A 13,725-nucleotide genomic window follows, 5' to 3' on the forward strand; every position below is an offset into this window, starting at 1 on the left:
CCGGCTTGGCGTCGTCCACCCGCCGATGCGCATCACCGTCCTGGGTTCGGCTGCCGGCGGAGGCTTTCCGCAGTGGAACTGCAATTGCCGCAATTGCGCCGGCGTGCGTGCGGGCACCGTGAAGGCCAAGGCGCGCACGCAATCCTCGATCTTCGTCCAGCCCGATGACGGCGTGGACGGCGTTCTCTTCAACGCATCCCCCGACATCCTCGAACAGATCCGCAGCAAGCCGACGATGCAGCCGGCGCGCTCGCTGCGCGATACCGCCATTGCCGGCGTCGTGCTGATGGACGGGCAGATCGATCACGCGACGGGTCTCTTCATGCTTCGCGAACGCAACAATGCGCTGCCGCTGTGGTGCACCGATCCGGTCGAGGAGGACCTGAGGCAGGGTAATCCCGTGCTGCGCGTCCTGGGCCATTACTGCGGCGTCGAGCGGCATCGCATTGCGCTGGACGGCAGTCCGTTCGCAGTGACGGGCGTTGCGGACCTGAGCTTCCGGGCCTTGCCGCTCTCGAGCAAGGCCGCGCCTTACTCCCCGCACCGCGACAGCCCGGTCGAAGGGGACAACATCGGCATGCTGATCTCCGATGGCCGCAGCGGCAGGCAGGCTTTCTACGCGCCCGGGCTGGGGCACATCACGCCCGCGGTGTTCGATGCCATGGCCGGTGCCGATTGCGTGCTGGTCGACGGCACCTTCTGGACCGACGACGAGATGCCGCGCCTCGGCCTCGGCACCAAGACGGCCCGCGACATCGGCCACCTGCCGCAGTCGGGTCCGGGCGGCATGCTGGAGTGGATGGCCAGGCTGCCGCAGCGGACGCGGCGCATGCTCATCCATGTCAACAACACCAACCCGATCCTCGACGAGGACTCCGATGAGCGCGCGACGCTGACGCGCGCCGGCATCGAGGTCTGCGAGGACGCCATGCAGATCGACGTATGACTCCAACCCAGGCCTGGTCGCGCGACGAATTCGAGGCAAAGCTTCGCGAGCGCGGCCGTGCGTACCACATCCATCACCCCTTCAACCTCATGCTCAACAGTGGCCGCGCCACGCCGGAGCAGGTGCGAGGCTGGGTGGCCAACCGGTTCTACTACCAGATCGCGATACCCATCAAGGACGGGGCGGTGCTGTCCAACTGCCCTGACCGCGAAGTCCGGCGGGGGTGGGTGCAACGCATCCTCGACCATGACGGCTTCGAGTTGAACGGCGTGCGCGACGAAGGCGGCATCGAAGCCTGGCTGCGACTCGCCGTGGCGGTGGGCCTGACGCGCGAGGAAGTGCTCGACCTGCGGCACGTGGCGCCGGCGATGCGTTTCGCAGTCGATGCCTACGTCAACTTTGCGCGCCGCGCGCCGTGGCAGGAGGCCGTCTGCTCGTCGCTGACCGAACTCTTTGCGCCCGAGATCCACAAGCAACGGCTGGCGAACTGGCCGGAGCACTACCCCTGGATCGACCCCGAGGGCATGGCGTACTTCCGCGACCGGGTGAGTCGGGCGCGGCGCGACGTCGAGCAGGGTTTGGCGATCACGCTCGCGCATTTCACGACCCGGCCCCTGCAGGAACGGGCGCTGGAAGTGCTGCAACTCAAGCTCGACATCCTGTGGGCGATGAACGATGCGATGGCGCTGAAATACGGGGTGACGTCATGACACCGCCGGGCATCGACACCCGGCCGCGCGTCGGCACGGGCTTCCGGCTGCAGTGGGAGCCGGCGCAGAACAGCCACGTCCTGCTCTATCCTGAAGGCATGGTGAAGCTCAACCAGAGCGGCGGCGAGATCATGAAGCGCTGCGACGGCGCGCGCAGCGTGGCCGCCATCGTCAGCGAGCTGGAGCAGGCCTTCTCGACAGATGGGCTGGGCGACGACGTGCTGGCATTCGTCGAAATGGCCGGCAAGCAACGCTGGCTGGCATGGGACTGATGCAACAGGCACCCACGACCACCCCCGGGCCTCCCCTTTGGCTGTTGGCGGAGCTGACGTATCGCTGCCCGCTGCATTGCGTGTTCTGCTACAACCCGGTCGATTTCGCGCAGCAGGAGGAGGAACTCGGCACGGACGAATGGGTGCGCGTGTTGCGGCAGGGGCGCGAGCTGGGCGCCGTGCAACTCGGCCTGTCGGGTGGCGAACCGCTGGTGCGCGACGACCTCGAGACGATCGCGGCCGAAGCGCATCGACTGGGCTACTACACCAACCTGCTGACCTCCGGCGTCGGCCTCACCGCGGCGCGGGCCTCGGCGCTGAAGGCCGCGGGGCTCGATCACGTGCAGCTCTCCTTCCAGGATTCCACGAAGGAGATGAACGACTTTCTCTCGCACACCAAGACCTTCGACCTGAAGAGCCGGGTCGCGAAGATCATCAAGGACCAGGGCTGGCCGATGGTGATGAACGTGGTGATCCACCGCATGAACATCGACCACATCGACCGCATCATCGGCATGGCGGCCGAACTCGGGGCGGAGTACCTGGAACTCGCGAACACGCAGTACTACTCGTGGGCCTTCCTGAACCGCGACCACTTGCTGCCGACGCATGAGCAGCTGAAGCAGGCCGAGCGCACGACCGACGCCTGGCGGGCCAGGATGGGCGATCGCATGCGCATCTTCTTCGTCGCGCCCGACTACCACGAGGGCACGCCCAAGCGCTGCGTCAATGGCTGGGGGAGCACCTTCCTCAATGTCACGCCCGACGGCACGGCATTGCCCTGCCACACCGCCAAGATGCTGCCGGGCCTGAGCTTTCCGAACGTGCGCGAGCACAGCCTGCGCGAGATCTGGTTTGACTCCGAAGGGTTCAACCGCTACCGCGGCACCGGCTGGATGAAAGAGCCGTGTTCGAGCTGCGAATTCCGCGAGCAGGACCTGGGCGGTTGCCGCTGCCAGGCCTACATGCTGGCGAACGACCCGGCCGTCGCCGACCCGGCGTGCGTGAAGAGCCCGCACCACCATCTGGTGCAGGAAGCCGTCGAGCGCGCTGGCGGCGTCAACCCGGCGAAGACCGTGGAGCATCCTCTGGTGTTTCGCGATCCGGCCAACTCGCGCCGGCTCGGCCTTGCAGCATCCACCCCGGTTGAGTGAGACGAACGGGGCGGATGAGGTGAGGACGGCTTTCGCCGCGCTGGCCGGCCCCGCGATCCGCAAGGAGAAGCCTCTACGCGACTACTTGGGTGCAGGGTTGATGAAGCATGCTTTCTCGGCCTTGGCCTGGAGATCGCGCAAGCGCTTGATCTCGGGCTCGTACGACGGCACGTCGCGGATGGCGCCGCCACGCTCGCCGCCGATGGACAGGGCCTTGGTGATCGTGCTCATCGTCACGTAGTCCTTGTACTTCACGTTGGCGGCGAGCGCGTCGAGCGCGCACGAGCACTTGCTCGTCATCTCGAAGGTCGGGCCGGGGTGCGCACGGATGCATTCCTGCACGTAGAGCACCCGGTCCTGGGTCGGGAAGTCGTTCACATGGGCCGGGGTCGCGGCCATCAGCAGGACGCACAAGCCGAGCAGGGCGGGAGTCGTGATCGAACGTTGCATGGGAGTTCCGTCAAGGTTGGCGCCCGGCGCCTTCGAGCAGCATCTCCTCGACCATCAATGGGGCCGCACCATCGGCTTCGCCGTCGATCCGGGTGCGTATGCCGTAGAGGCCACCCGGCACGGCAGCGGACATGAGGAAGACGTAGGTCTTGTTGGCCAGCTTCTCGAAGCGCGCGCGATTCGGGTCGTCGACGTAGGGCGAGACGCTGATCTCGCGCACCGCGACCGGCTGGCCGCGATAGGGCAGGGTAATGTCGCGCACCGTGGCGCCCTGGTACACCGCCATGCGGATGCGCTTGCGAAAATAGGTGGATTGCCCCTTGGTCAGGCGCTGCATTTCGCGAATGTCGCGTTCGAGGAAGTAGAGGATGGCCGGGTTGCCCTTGGCGCTCTCGACTTCGGGCTGGCGAATCTCGCGCGTGCCGCTGAAGAATTCCGCGCGAGCGGCGCAGCAGGTGCCGTCCGGCTGCGCCGTCAGCACCAGGTTCACCTTGTCGTCGAAGGCTTCTTCCAGCGTGCCGGTCCTGTGAAAGACATAGTGCAGGGTCAGCGGCGGCTGCAGCTTGCCGAGATGGTCGTCCATGAAGATCGCCTGCTCAGCGACCGAATAGTCCGTCGCCGCGACGGTCAGCAGGGGTGCCCCCAGGGTCAACGCGAGCGCCAGTCTCAGGACGGGGATTGCGTTCATCGGGAAAAGCGGCGCGCTATTGTTTCGGCGCTGCGTACGACGCGTCGACGACCGGTACGCCGTACTCCTTCAGGATGGCCTGGATCTGCGGTCGATTGGATTCGATCAGGGCCTCGACCTGCTGCTTCCATTCACGCTCCCCGTAGCGCACGCCCATGGCGATCTCGTAGTCGAACTGGACGCCGGGTTCCGATTTGAGCGGCACCACCGCCAGCGCCGGCGTCTTGACGCGCTGCGCGAAGTAGCCGGCGATGGGGCCCCAGACGATGGCGACGTCGATCTTGCCGGCGGCGAGGTCCTTCTCGATGATTTCGCCGGGATACTGGTCCGGGTCGGCGTTCATGACCGGGTAGGGCACGCCCTGATCGACGAGATGGTGCTTGTTGAGCCAAGCCGACGCGGGCGAGACGTTGTAGATGCCGATGCGCAGCTTCGACAGCTTCGCCGGATCGAGCTTCAGGAAGTCCTCGCCGGACGTCACCTGGTCCATGCCCTTTCCCTTCGGAAAGACCAGCGCATAGGTCGAGCGGTAGTAGGGCTTGGTGGCCGACACCTGGTCATAGCCCGCAGGCACGCTGATCACGATGTCGCAAGGGTATTCCTGGCCCGGCAGCTTGAACTTCAACGTGTTGCGGATGAAAGCCAGCCGTTGCGGGAAGGAGTAGTAGATCACCGGAATGCCCATCGACTTGCCGAACAATTCCGCGATCTTGTTCTCGATGCCTTCGCCCTTGACGTTCGAGAAGGGGAGGTTGTTCGGATCCTGGCAGACGCGCAGTTCGGTCCGCTTGGCGGGCGCATCCTGTGCCATCGCGCCGGCCGTCAACACAGCCAGCGCGATGCCGATGGCCGCGCGCATGCATCGACGGGCGCCTGCTTGGTTCATTTGGGAATCTCTTCGACCTTTGCGCGCGTGATCGCGCCGTCGGATCTGCCTTTGAGATAGGCGTAGAGCTGGTTGATGTTGTCCATCACGATCGGGCTGTTGCCGAAGCTCTGCATGCCCTTGTCCAACCGGCCATTGGTCACGGTCTTGATGAAATCCGGCTTCGACAGCGTCTTCAGGCTGACCACGAGCGACGGCCCGACCAGTCCTTCCTGGTTCGCGCCGTGGCAGCGGTCGCAGGCTGCGGCGCGCCAGGCACGGAAGCCCTTCATCGTCTCGCTGTCCACCTTGTAGCCATCGACCACCTTGTACAGCGGTGGGTCGTCCGAATGAGCCGCGCCCGCCACCATGAACAGCAGAGCGCCTGCGATAAGCAAGGCCTTCCTTGAACTCATATTGCGAGATCCTTCTTTTCGTCGGAATGAGGAGATGGCGGCCTTTGGGGCTGCCATCTCCGGACCCGGCCCGGCGAGGGCCTCACGCTCACGCTGTCAGTTGCCGGGCAGCGCGAACACCGTCAGGGAACCGCCGAGTTCGGTGTACTGGTTGAGTTCCCTGTAGCCGCCCACGGCGCCCAGGCCATCCTGGTCCTTCTCGAGGCCCGCGGCCATGCCGATGCCGGCCCAGCCACCGATGCCCGAGAACACGCCGATGTACTGCTTGCCCTTGTGCTCGTAGGTGAACACGTTGCCGATGATGCCGGAGGGCGTCTTGAACTTGAAGAGTTCCTTGTTGATGTTCTTCTTGTCCACGCACTTCATGTAGCCCTCGAGCGTGCCGTAGCAGGAGATGCCGCCAGCCGTGTTGAGCGGGCCGCTCCAGACCGAGAACTTCTCGGGATGGGTCTGCACGATCTTGCCGGTGCCTGCGTTCCAGGTGATGAAGTTGCCCATGCCGCCATGGCTGTTTGGGGCCGGGTACATCGAGAGCGTGGCGCCGACGTACGGCTGCCCGGCGGTGTACTCGACCTTGAACGGCTCGTAGTCCATGCAGACGTGGTTGGTCGGCACGTAGAAGAGCTTGGTTTCCGGGTCGTAGGCCGCAGGCTGCTGGTCCTTGGAGCCGAGCGCTGCCGGGCAGATGCCCTTGCTGTTGACGTCGGGCCCGTTCTGCGCCGTGGAGTACTTGGACACCACTTGCGGACGACCGGTCTTCATGTCGACCTTCGTGGCCCAGTTCACGGCCGGGTCGTACTTCTCGGCAACCAGCAGCGCGCCGGTCGTGCGGTCGAGCGTGTAGCCGAAGCCGTTGCGGTCGAAGTGCACGAGCGCCTTCGTCGGCTTGCCCTTGACGTCGATGTCGGCCAGGATCATCTCGTTGACGCCGTCGAAGTCCCATTCGTCGAATGGGGTCATCTGGTAGGCCCACTTGGCCATGCCGGTGTCGACGTCACGCGCGAAGATGGTCATGGACCACTTGTTGTCGCCGGGGCGTTGCGAGGGGTTCCAGGTCGACGGATTGCCGGTGCCGTAGAACACGGTGTTCAGGGCCTTGTCGTAGCTGTACCAGCCCCAGGTCGTGCCGCCGCCGAGCTTCCACTGGTCGCCTTGCCAGGTCTTCAGCGAAGAGTCCTTGCCGACCGGCGCCATCTTCCCGTCGGTCCAGGTCATGGTCTTGTCCGGGTCCATGAGCATCTCGGCATCCGGCCCGGTGCTGTAGGCCTTCCAGACCTGCTTGCCCGAGTTGATGTCGTACGCCGCCAGGAAGCCCCGCACGCCCCACTCGCCGCCGCTGATGCCGGTGATGACCTTGTCCTTGAAGACGTGGGGCGCGTTCGTGTTGACGGCGCCGAGCTTCGGATCCCCGTTCTTCACGGTCCAGACGACCTTGCCGGTCTTGGCATCGAGCGCGACGAGATTGCTGTCGGCCTGCTGCAGGAAGATCTTGCCCTCGGCAAATGCGAGGCCGCGGTTCACCGTGTCGCAGCACATCTGCGGGATCACGGCCGGGTCCTGCTTGGGCTCGTACTTCCACACGATCTTCTGCGTATCGAGATCGATCGCGAAGACCTTGTTGGGGAAGGGCGAGTGCAGGAACATGATGTTGTCGATCACCAGCGGCGAGCCTTCATGCCCGCGCAGCACGCCGGTGGAGAAGGTCCACGCGACCTGCATCTTGCCGACGTTGCCGGTGTTGATCTGCTTGAGCTTGCTGTAGCGCTGGTTGTACATGTCCCCAGCCTGCATCGCCCAATTCTTCGAGTTGCCGATGTTTTTCTCGACATCGGCATTCGCGAATGCCAATGCTGGCATTGCGAGTAGCGCCACAGCCAAACAACGCCAAAGGCGTTCGTGGAAATGCCCGGAAATTCGCATCGAAGTCTCCTTGTTCTGATTCACCAGAGTCCGCCCGAACGGAACCTCCGACAGGGCGACCGCCGAGCGACGCAACGAAGCCGGCGACGACACTAAATGCAAGATGCGCGCCCGCTCGAACACCCCCAGATTCGCGGGTTCGGCGGGGTGCCGCCGACTCAATTCAGAGTGCTCCGGATGGGCCATTGCGTTAGGGGGAAACCCTAGAGATCGCGCCCATTGAAGGAGTGAGTTCCGAGGTTGCCAAAGGGTGATTGCAACGGTGTCCCGATTCCGCTTTCGGAGCAACGAGAACTGAAGTATTCCGACGGGCGGTGCTGCGCCGAAATTGTGTCAACCACTTTCGACACAGAGTGTTTCACCGGCAGACCGCGCGTCATCGGGCCGCGCATTCACAGGTCGGGCAATTGTGCTTGCGCCAATGGGCGTGCGTATTGCATGCTCGAAGGTATTCATGCCACAGACGCTCCTATCGACGACCATGCTTCGAACCACCGGCCTGACCAAGCGCTACGGCGCGCGGACGGCGTTGAAGGGCCTTTCACTCAGCTTGTCGTCAGGGCAGTTCGTGGCCTTGCTGGGGCCCAATGGCGCAGGCAAGTCGACACTGTTCCAGGTGCTCACGGGGCTGTTCGCCGCCGACGAAGGCGAGGTCGAAGTCGCCGGTCACTCGCTCGGCCGCTCCGCGACGGCGGCGCTGCGCCACATCGGCGTCGTGTTCCAGCAGATGTCGCTCGACCTCGATCTCAGCGTGCGCCGCAACCTGCTGTTCCAGGCCGACCTGCACGGCCTGCCGCGGCGGCTGGCGGCGTCCCGCATCGACGCCGGCTGTGCCCAGCTCGGCATCGACAAGGATCTCGATCGCAAGGTGCGCGAACTCTCCGGCGGCAATCGACGCAAGGTGGAACTTGTGCGTGCGTTGCTGCATCGACCCTCCGTGCTGCTGATGGACGAGGCCACGGTGGGCCTCGACCCGAAGTCGCGCCAGGACCTGATGCGCGCGCTCCATGCGAACGTGCAGGAGCGTGGCGTCTGCGTGCTGTGGGCCACGCATCGGGTGGAGGAGGCCGAAGGCGCCGACCGCGTCGTGGTGCTGCACAAGGGAGAACTGCTGGCCGACGGAACCCCGGCCGAGGTGACACAGGTGCTGGGACAGTCGACGCTGGAAGCGGGCTTCATTGCGCGCACGAGTTGAACGCAATGCCCGATCAGATAAGCAGACAAGGAGACATGCAGGCATGAGTGAAATGAATGAAGTCGGCCAGGTCCTGAAGCGGGCGGCCCGTTCGGTCGCGGTCCTGTCGGGCGTGTGTCTCGGCACGGCCGCGCTGGCGCAAGGCACCGCCTATGTCACGAGCGAAAAGGACAAGGTGGTCACGCTGATCGACCTCGCGACGCTCAGCGTCAAGGGCACCATACCGACTTGCAATCGCGGGCGGCACATCCAGCTCACGCCGGATCGGATGATCATGCTGGCCTGCAGCGAGTCCAACGCGGCCGACGTGATCGACCCTGCAACGGGCAAGTCGCTGCGCCGCATTCCGCTGGGCGACGAGCCGGAGGCCTTCGACCTGTCCCCGGACGGCAAGACCATCTATGTGTCGAACGAGGACGAGGGCGCGGTCAGCTTCGTCGATGCGACGACCGGCAAGGTGCTCAAGTCGATCAAGGTCGGCAAGGAACCCGAGGGCGTGAAGATCAGTGCGGACGGCAAGACGCTGTACGTGACTTCCGAAGTCGCGAGCCTCGTGCACGTGATCGACGTCGCCAGCGCGGCCATCGTCAAGAACGTGAAAGTCGGCAAGCGGCCACGTCGCATGGCCTTCACGCCCGACGGCAAGGAACTGTGGGTCACCAACGAACTCGACGCCAGCGTCAGCATCATCGACACGGCCACCCGCAACGTGGTCGGCAACCTGAAATTCGAGGTCAAGGGCGCGCGCAGCGAGGACATCACGCCGGTGGGCATCCAGATATCGCGCGACGGCAAGCGCGCCTTCGTGGCACTGGGCCGGGCCAACCACGTCGCGTTCGTCGATGTGCCGCAGCGCAAGGTCACGAATCTCGTGCTGGTCGGCAAGCGCGCATGGAACGTCACGCTCGACAAGTCCGAAGCCCGCCTGTATGTCGTCAACGGCTTGAGCGACGACGTCACGGTGGTCGACGTCGCGGCGGCCAAGCCGATCAAGAGCATCCCGGTCGGCCGGGTGCCTTACGGCCTGGTGGTAGTCGAATGAGGTGGATCGCCTGCCCTGTCGGCCTGTCGCTGCTGCTGCTGCTGCTGGCGGCGCCGGCGTCGTTCGCGCAGGCAGCGGGTGCCGTCACCCCGTTGAAGGCGACGCTGATCTCGCCGGATCCGGACGCGCGGCTCGACCGCTCGCGCGTCGAAAGGCACTTCCTCGGCCATCCGGACGGGCCGGCGAGCGACGGCCTGCAGGTCGCGCTGGACGAAGGCGAGTTCGAGCTCCAGGCGGTCGATGCGGGCGTCACGCTGTCGAAACAGACTGCAGGCTCGCTGGAGGCTGCACGCACCGCCGCGCAGGCGGCCGAAAAGGCCGGTGCCGCCGTACTCGTGACGGATCTTCCCGCGGACTGGACGCTGGCCATCGTCGATGCGGTGAAGGTGCCGGTCATCAACGTCGGCGAAGCCGCCGACCGGCTGCGCGAACAGGACTGCCGGGCGCGGCTGTTCCACATCCTCCCGAGCGAACGCATGCGCGCCGACGCCCTCGCGCAAACGCTCGTGTCGCGCAAATGGAGCAAGGTGCTGCTGCTCGTCGGGCCGAGCGAGCAAGACCAGCTGCGGTCCGCCGTCGCGCAGGCTTCGATCAAGCGCTACGGCTTGCAGGTGGTCGCGATCAAGCCTTTCAAGCTCTCCGGCGATCCGCGGGAGCGCGACCTTGCCAACCCGCTGCTCTTGACCGCCGGTACCACCTACGACGCCGTCTGGGTGGTCGACAGCGACGGCGAATTCGCACGCGGCCTGCCCTACCGCATCGTGCTGCCTCGGCCGGTGGTGGGCGATGCAGGTCTGGTGGCGCTTGCGTGGCATGCGCAGTTCGAGCGCTACGGCGCGCCGCAGGTGTCGCGCCGTTTTGCCAAGGCGGTCGGCCGGCCCATGACCGACAGCGACTGGTCGGCGTGGATGGCGGGCAAGGCGCTCGTCGCGGCCGCCATCGCGGCACCCAAGGGCCCCGCGACCGCCTGGGCGCAGGCGCTCGCCAAGACGCCGGTCGATGGTTCCAAGGGCACGAACCTGAGCTTCCGTCCGTGGGATGGGCAGTTGCGCCAGACCATGCTGCTCACTGATGGGCAGGGCGTGATCTCGCAGGCGCCGGTCGATGGCCTGCTGCACCCCACCAACGTGCTGGACACACTGGGCGCGGATGCCCCGGAGAAGCGATGCAAGACGACGCACTGATTCCTGCCGAGACGGGCGAGGCGGAGCTTGCGCCGCGTCGCGGGGTCGCGCATGCGCTGCAGGCCATGCAGGCGATCGTCATGCGCGAGCTGTTCAAGTTCTCGCAGCAGACCGGCCGGCTGGTCTCTGCGCTGGTCCGCCCGCTCCTGTGGCTGGCGGTATTCGCGGCGGGCTTCCGCAACGTGTTCGGCGTCGCGATCGTCGAGCCCTACGACACCTACATCCCCTACGACGTCTACATCGCGCCGGGCCTGGTGGGCATGGTGCTGCTGTTCAACGGCATGCAGTCGTCACTGGCGATGGTCTATGACCGCGAGATGGGCCTGATGCGCCTGCTGCTTACCGCACCCCTGCCACGCGCGTGGCTGCTGTTCTGCAAGCTCTGCGCGACGGGCCTGCTGTCGGTGTTGCAGGCGCTGGCCTTCATCGTTGTCGCGATCCTGGTCGGCACGGACCTGCCGCTCCTGACGCTGGGGGGGCTGCATGCCTTGCTGGCACTGGTTTGCGGCGCGCTGATGCTGGGCGCGCTCGGCCTGCTGCTGTCGGTGCACATCAAGCAACTCGAGAACTTTGCCGGCACGATGAACTTCGTGATCTTTCCGATGTACTTCATGTCGACCGCGCTTTATCCGCTGTGGAAGCTGAGGGAATCGGGCGCCGAGTGGGTCTACCAACTGGCGCGCTTCAACCCGTTCACGCATGCCGTCGAATGGATCCGCTTCGCGCTCTATGGCAAGGACCCGGGCGAGGCACCGTGGATCGTGCTGGGATGCCTGGTGGTGTTCTTCGTGCTCGCCTGCTGGGGCTACGACCCGCAGCGCGGCTTCGGCGGACTCACGAAGCGCGGGGGAGGACCGCCGTGAACCCGGACCGCCGGCGCTGGCTGGGGCACGCCGCCGCACTCGCGCTCTCGGCGACGCCTGTTTCGCACGCGCTGGCGGCAGACGCCTTTCCCACCCGGCCGATCACGATGTGGGTGCCCTGGGCGGCGGGTGGCGCGACCGACCTGTCGCTGCGCCTGCTGGCCGAACTCGCCGCGCCGGCGCTCGGCCAGCCGGTGGTCGTCGCGAATCGCCCCGGTGCCGGCGGCACGATGGCAATGCCCATCCTTCTGCAGGCCGAGCCCAACGGCTACACCATCGCGCAGATGCCGCAGCCGGTCTTTCGCGCGCCTTTCATGCAGAAGGTGCTGTGGGATCCGATCCGGGACGTCACGCCCATCATCCAGATATCGGGCGTGACCTTCGGCGTGCTGGTCCGTGCGGCCAGCCCGATGCGTTCGCTCGAGCAGCTGTTCGACTTCGCACGCGCGCGGCCGGGCGAGCTGAGCATCGCCACCAATGGGATCGGCACCACGCCGCACCTCGTGCTCGAAGCGCTGTTCACCGAGCGCGGCCTGCGCTACATCCACGTGCCCTACAAGGGCACCTCCGAGCTGACCCTGGCCGTGGAGTCGGGCCAGGTGATGGCCGGTGTCAATTCATCCGGCTTCGCGCCGGAAGTCGATGCGGGCCGACTGCGTCTGCTCGCGACCTTCGGGGCGCAGCGCTCGCCGCGCTGGCCGAAGGTGCCGACCTTGCGCGAACTGGGCTTCGACATCGTGGCGATGTCGCCCTATGGGCTGGCCGGCCCGCGCGGATTGCCGCCCGACGTGCTGGCCGTGCTGCACGACGGCTTCAAGAAGGCCCTGTTCGACCCGCGCTTCGCCGACGACCTGGCGCGGTACGACCAGGAGATCGCCTACCTGGGGCCGGAGGACTACGCGAGATCCTGCCGCGAGGAATACGCCAAGGAGCGTGCGGCCGCCGAGCGAATGAAGAGCCCGCGCGGCACGGGCGGCTGACAACGGAGGTTCCGGATGGACCGAGACGATGGGGTGATGAGCGACTGGCGCCAGCGCGCGCTCCTGCTCGAAGCCGAGGTCGCCAAGGCGGTCATCGGCCAGGCGCGGACCATCCGCCTCATCAACACGGCCGTCTTCGCGCGCGGCCACGTCCTGCTGCAGGGCGATGTCGGTGTCGGCAAGACGACGCTGCTGCGGGCATTCGCGCAGGTGCTGGGCGGCAATTTCGCGCGCGTCGAAGGGACGATCGACCTGATGCCCAACGACCTGATCTACTACACCTACATCAGCGCCGAGGGCCGGCCGGCGGTCGAGCACGGCCCGTTGATCGCGCACGGCGAAAGCCTCGCGATCTTCTTCTTCAACGAGATCAACCGGGCGCGACCGCAGGTGCATTCGCTGCTGCTGCGCGTGATGGCCGAGCGCAGCGTGGCGGCCTTCAATCGCGAGTTCCGGTTTCCGCATCTCCTGGTGTTCGCCGACCGCAACCGGGTCGAGCGCGAGGAGACTTTCGAGATATCGGCCGCGGCGCGCGATCGCTTCATGCTGGAAGTGACCGTCGATGCGCCCGCGACCGATGATGAACGGCGCCAGCTGATGAGCGATCCGCGCTTCCACGACACGGATCGGCTCGTCGGCGGTCTGGCTGGCGGGTTGGTCGCGTACCAGGAGCTGAACCAGGTATCGGAGTTGATCCAGCGTTGCGTGCAGGCCTCCGAAGCATTGCAGGCGTATGCATTGGACCTTTGGCGCGCGACGGCGGGGCCTGCCGACTACGGCGTGCGGCTGTCGGACCTGGACACGGCGCACCTGATGCTCGCCGGCGCCAGCCCGCGCGGCATGAGCCTTCTGCTGCGCGCCGCGCGCGTGGCGGCCTGGCTCGACGGACGCGAGTACGTCACGCCGAAGGACGTGCAGGCGGTGTTCGTCGAGACCATCGCGCACCGGCTGTGCTACCAGCCGGTGTATGAGATGCGACGTCAGGAAATATCGGGCCGGCTGATGAGCGGCATCCTCTCAAGCGTCGCCTCGCCGTGAAT

General features: G+C 66.0%; 15 protein-coding genes. 10 read left to right on the forward strand and 5 right to left on the reverse strand.

Annotation, left to right across the window (positions count from 1 at the left end):
- Window positions 1-25 precede the first annotated feature (25 nt).
- From pqqB to pqqE, 4 genes are read left to right on the forward strand one after another with little or no spacing between them, the layout of a single operon-like run.
- Window positions 26-946 (forward strand): pyrroloquinoline quinone biosynthesis protein PqqB, encoded by a 921-nt coding sequence (pqqB, locus tag AC1D3B_RS03570; protein ID WP_478189278.1) that lies wholly within the window; start codon window positions 26-28, stop codon window positions 944-946.
- The gene (gene pqqC, locus AC1D3B_RS03575) at window positions 943-1,656 is read left to right on the forward strand and encodes a pyrroloquinoline-quinone synthase PqqC (protein ID WP_478189279.1); all 714 of its coding nucleotides are present in this window, start codon (window positions 943-945) and stop codon (window positions 1,654-1,656) included. The genes pqqB and pqqC overlap by 4 nt, the downstream gene beginning before the upstream one ends.
- On the forward strand, window positions 1,653-1,928 hold the full coding sequence (gene pqqD, locus AC1D3B_RS03580; RefSeq protein WP_478189280.1) for a pyrroloquinoline quinone biosynthesis peptide chaperone PqqD: 276 nt from the start codon (window positions 1,653-1,655) through the stop codon (window positions 1,926-1,928). Before pqqC ends, pqqD begins: the two co-directional genes overlap by 4 nt.
- On the forward strand, window positions 1,919-3,082 hold the full coding sequence (pqqE, locus tag AC1D3B_RS03585; RefSeq protein WP_478189281.1) for a pyrroloquinoline quinone biosynthesis protein PqqE: 1,164 nt from the start codon (window positions 1,919-1,921) through the stop codon (window positions 3,080-3,082). The genes pqqD and pqqE overlap by 10 nt, the downstream gene beginning before the upstream one ends.
- Window positions 3,083-3,163: 81 nt before the next feature.
- On the opposite strand, the gene AC1D3B_RS03590 is transcribed toward pqqE, so the two are convergent.
- The 5 genes from AC1D3B_RS03590 to AC1D3B_RS03610 form a co-directional block, all read right to left on the reverse strand.
- On the reverse strand, window positions 3,164-3,532 hold the full coding sequence (locus AC1D3B_RS03590) for a hypothetical protein (RefSeq protein WP_478189282.1): 369 nt from the start codon (window positions 3,530-3,532) through the stop codon (window positions 3,164-3,166).
- Window positions 3,533-3,542: 10 nt separating this feature from the next.
- A complete protein-coding gene (locus tag AC1D3B_RS03595) occupies window positions 3,543-4,220 on the reverse strand; it encodes a hypothetical protein (RefSeq protein WP_478189283.1) in 678 nt (225 codons plus the stop codon).
- A 16-nt stretch (window positions 4,221-4,236) separates the two neighbouring features.
- The gene (locus tag AC1D3B_RS03600; protein WP_478189284.1) at window positions 4,237-5,106 is read right to left on the reverse strand and encodes a substrate-binding domain-containing protein; all 870 of its coding nucleotides are present in this window, start codon (window positions 5,104-5,106) and stop codon (window positions 4,237-4,239) included.
- On the reverse strand, window positions 5,103-5,501 hold the full coding sequence (locus tag AC1D3B_RS03605) for a c-type cytochrome (RefSeq protein WP_478189285.1): 399 nt from the start codon (window positions 5,499-5,501) through the stop codon (window positions 5,103-5,105). Before AC1D3B_RS03605 ends, AC1D3B_RS03600 begins: the two co-directional genes overlap by 4 nt.
- Before the next feature lie 96 nt (window positions 5,502-5,597).
- Window positions 5,598-7,421, reverse strand: coding sequence for a methanol/ethanol family PQQ-dependent dehydrogenase (locus tag AC1D3B_RS03610; protein ID WP_478189286.1), 1,824 nt, complete (start codon window positions 7,419-7,421; stop codon window positions 5,598-5,600).
- 481 nt (window positions 7,422-7,902) lie between these two features.
- Between AC1D3B_RS03610 and AC1D3B_RS03615 the strand changes: the two genes are divergently transcribed.
- The 6 genes from AC1D3B_RS03615 to AC1D3B_RS03640 are packed head-to-tail and all read left to right on the forward strand — an operon-like array spanning window position 7,903 to window position 13,723.
- Window positions 7,903-8,616 (forward strand): ATP-binding cassette domain-containing protein, encoded by a 714-nt coding sequence (locus AC1D3B_RS03615; RefSeq protein WP_478189630.1) that lies wholly within the window; start codon window positions 7,903-7,905, stop codon window positions 8,614-8,616.
- 43 nt (window positions 8,617-8,659) lie between these two features.
- On the forward strand, window positions 8,660-9,658 hold the full coding sequence (locus AC1D3B_RS03620; RefSeq protein ID WP_478189287.1) for a PQQ-dependent catabolism-associated beta-propeller protein: 999 nt from the start codon (window positions 8,660-8,662) through the stop codon (window positions 9,656-9,658).
- Complete coding sequence (locus tag AC1D3B_RS03625; RefSeq protein ID WP_478189288.1) at window positions 9,655-10,842, forward strand: type 1 periplasmic-binding domain-containing protein; 1,188 nt, start codon at window positions 9,655-9,657, stop codon at window positions 10,840-10,842. The genes AC1D3B_RS03620 and AC1D3B_RS03625 overlap by 4 nt, the downstream gene beginning before the upstream one ends.
- Window positions 10,824-11,705 carry an ABC transporter permease gene (locus tag AC1D3B_RS03630; protein ID WP_478189289.1) on the forward strand — a complete coding sequence of 294 codons (882 nt, stop codon included), beginning with the start codon at window positions 10,824-10,826 and terminating at the stop codon, window positions 11,703-11,705. Before AC1D3B_RS03625 ends, AC1D3B_RS03630 begins: the two co-directional genes overlap by 19 nt.
- Complete coding sequence (locus AC1D3B_RS03635; RefSeq protein WP_478189290.1) at window positions 11,702-12,685, forward strand: Bug family tripartite tricarboxylate transporter substrate binding protein; 984 nt, start codon at window positions 11,702-11,704, stop codon at window positions 12,683-12,685. Before AC1D3B_RS03630 ends, AC1D3B_RS03635 begins: the two co-directional genes overlap by 4 nt.
- 15 nt (window positions 12,686-12,700) lie before the next feature.
- On the forward strand, window positions 12,701-13,723 hold the full coding sequence (locus AC1D3B_RS03640) for an AAA family ATPase (protein WP_478189291.1): 1,023 nt from the start codon (window positions 12,701-12,703) through the stop codon (window positions 13,721-13,723).
- Window positions 13,724-13,725: the final 2 nt, after the last annotated feature.

The organism is Variovorax sp. P5_A3 (genome assembly GCF_056400665.1).

Coding starts and splice junctions, on each gene's coding strand:
- pqqB (WP_478189278.1), top strand. CDS start 26: ATGCGCATCACCGTCCTGGGTTCGGCTGCCGGCGGAGGCTTTCCGCAG.
- pqqC (WP_478189279.1), top strand. CDS start 943: ATGACTCCAACCCAGGCCTGGTCGCGCGACGAATTCGAGGCAAAGCTT.
- pqqD (WP_478189280.1), top strand. CDS start 1,653: ATGACACCGCCGGGCATCGACACCCGGCCGCGCGTCGGCACGGGCTTC.
- pqqE (WP_478189281.1), top strand. CDS start 1,919: ATGGGACTGATGCAACAGGCACCCACGACCACCCCCGGGCCTCCCCTT.
- AC1D3B_RS03590 (WP_478189282.1), bottom strand. CDS start 3,532: ATGCAACGTTCGATCACGACTCCCGCCCTGCTCGGCTTGTGCGTCCTG.
- AC1D3B_RS03595 (WP_478189283.1), bottom strand. CDS start 4,220: ATGAACGCAATCCCCGTCCTGAGACTGGCGCTCGCGTTGACCCTGGGG.
- AC1D3B_RS03600 (WP_478189284.1), bottom strand. CDS start 5,106: ATGAACCAAGCAGGCGCCCGTCGATGCATGCGCGCGGCCATCGGCATC.
- AC1D3B_RS03605 (WP_478189285.1), bottom strand. CDS start 5,501: ATGAGTTCAAGGAAGGCCTTGCTTATCGCAGGCGCTCTGCTGTTCATG.
- AC1D3B_RS03610 (WP_478189286.1), bottom strand. CDS start 7,421: ATGCGAATTTCCGGGCATTTCCACGAACGCCTTTGGCGTTGTTTGGCT.
- AC1D3B_RS03615 (WP_478189630.1), top strand. CDS start 7,903: ATGCTTCGAACCACCGGCCTGACCAAGCGCTACGGCGCGCGGACGGCG.
- AC1D3B_RS03620 (WP_478189287.1), top strand. CDS start 8,660: ATGAGTGAAATGAATGAAGTCGGCCAGGTCCTGAAGCGGGCGGCCCGT.
- AC1D3B_RS03625 (WP_478189288.1), top strand. CDS start 9,655: ATGAGGTGGATCGCCTGCCCTGTCGGCCTGTCGCTGCTGCTGCTGCTG.
- AC1D3B_RS03630 (WP_478189289.1), top strand. CDS start 10,824: ATGCAAGACGACGCACTGATTCCTGCCGAGACGGGCGAGGCGGAGCTT.
- AC1D3B_RS03640 (WP_478189291.1), top strand. CDS start 12,701: ATGGACCGAGACGATGGGGTGATGAGCGACTGGCGCCAGCGCGCGCTC.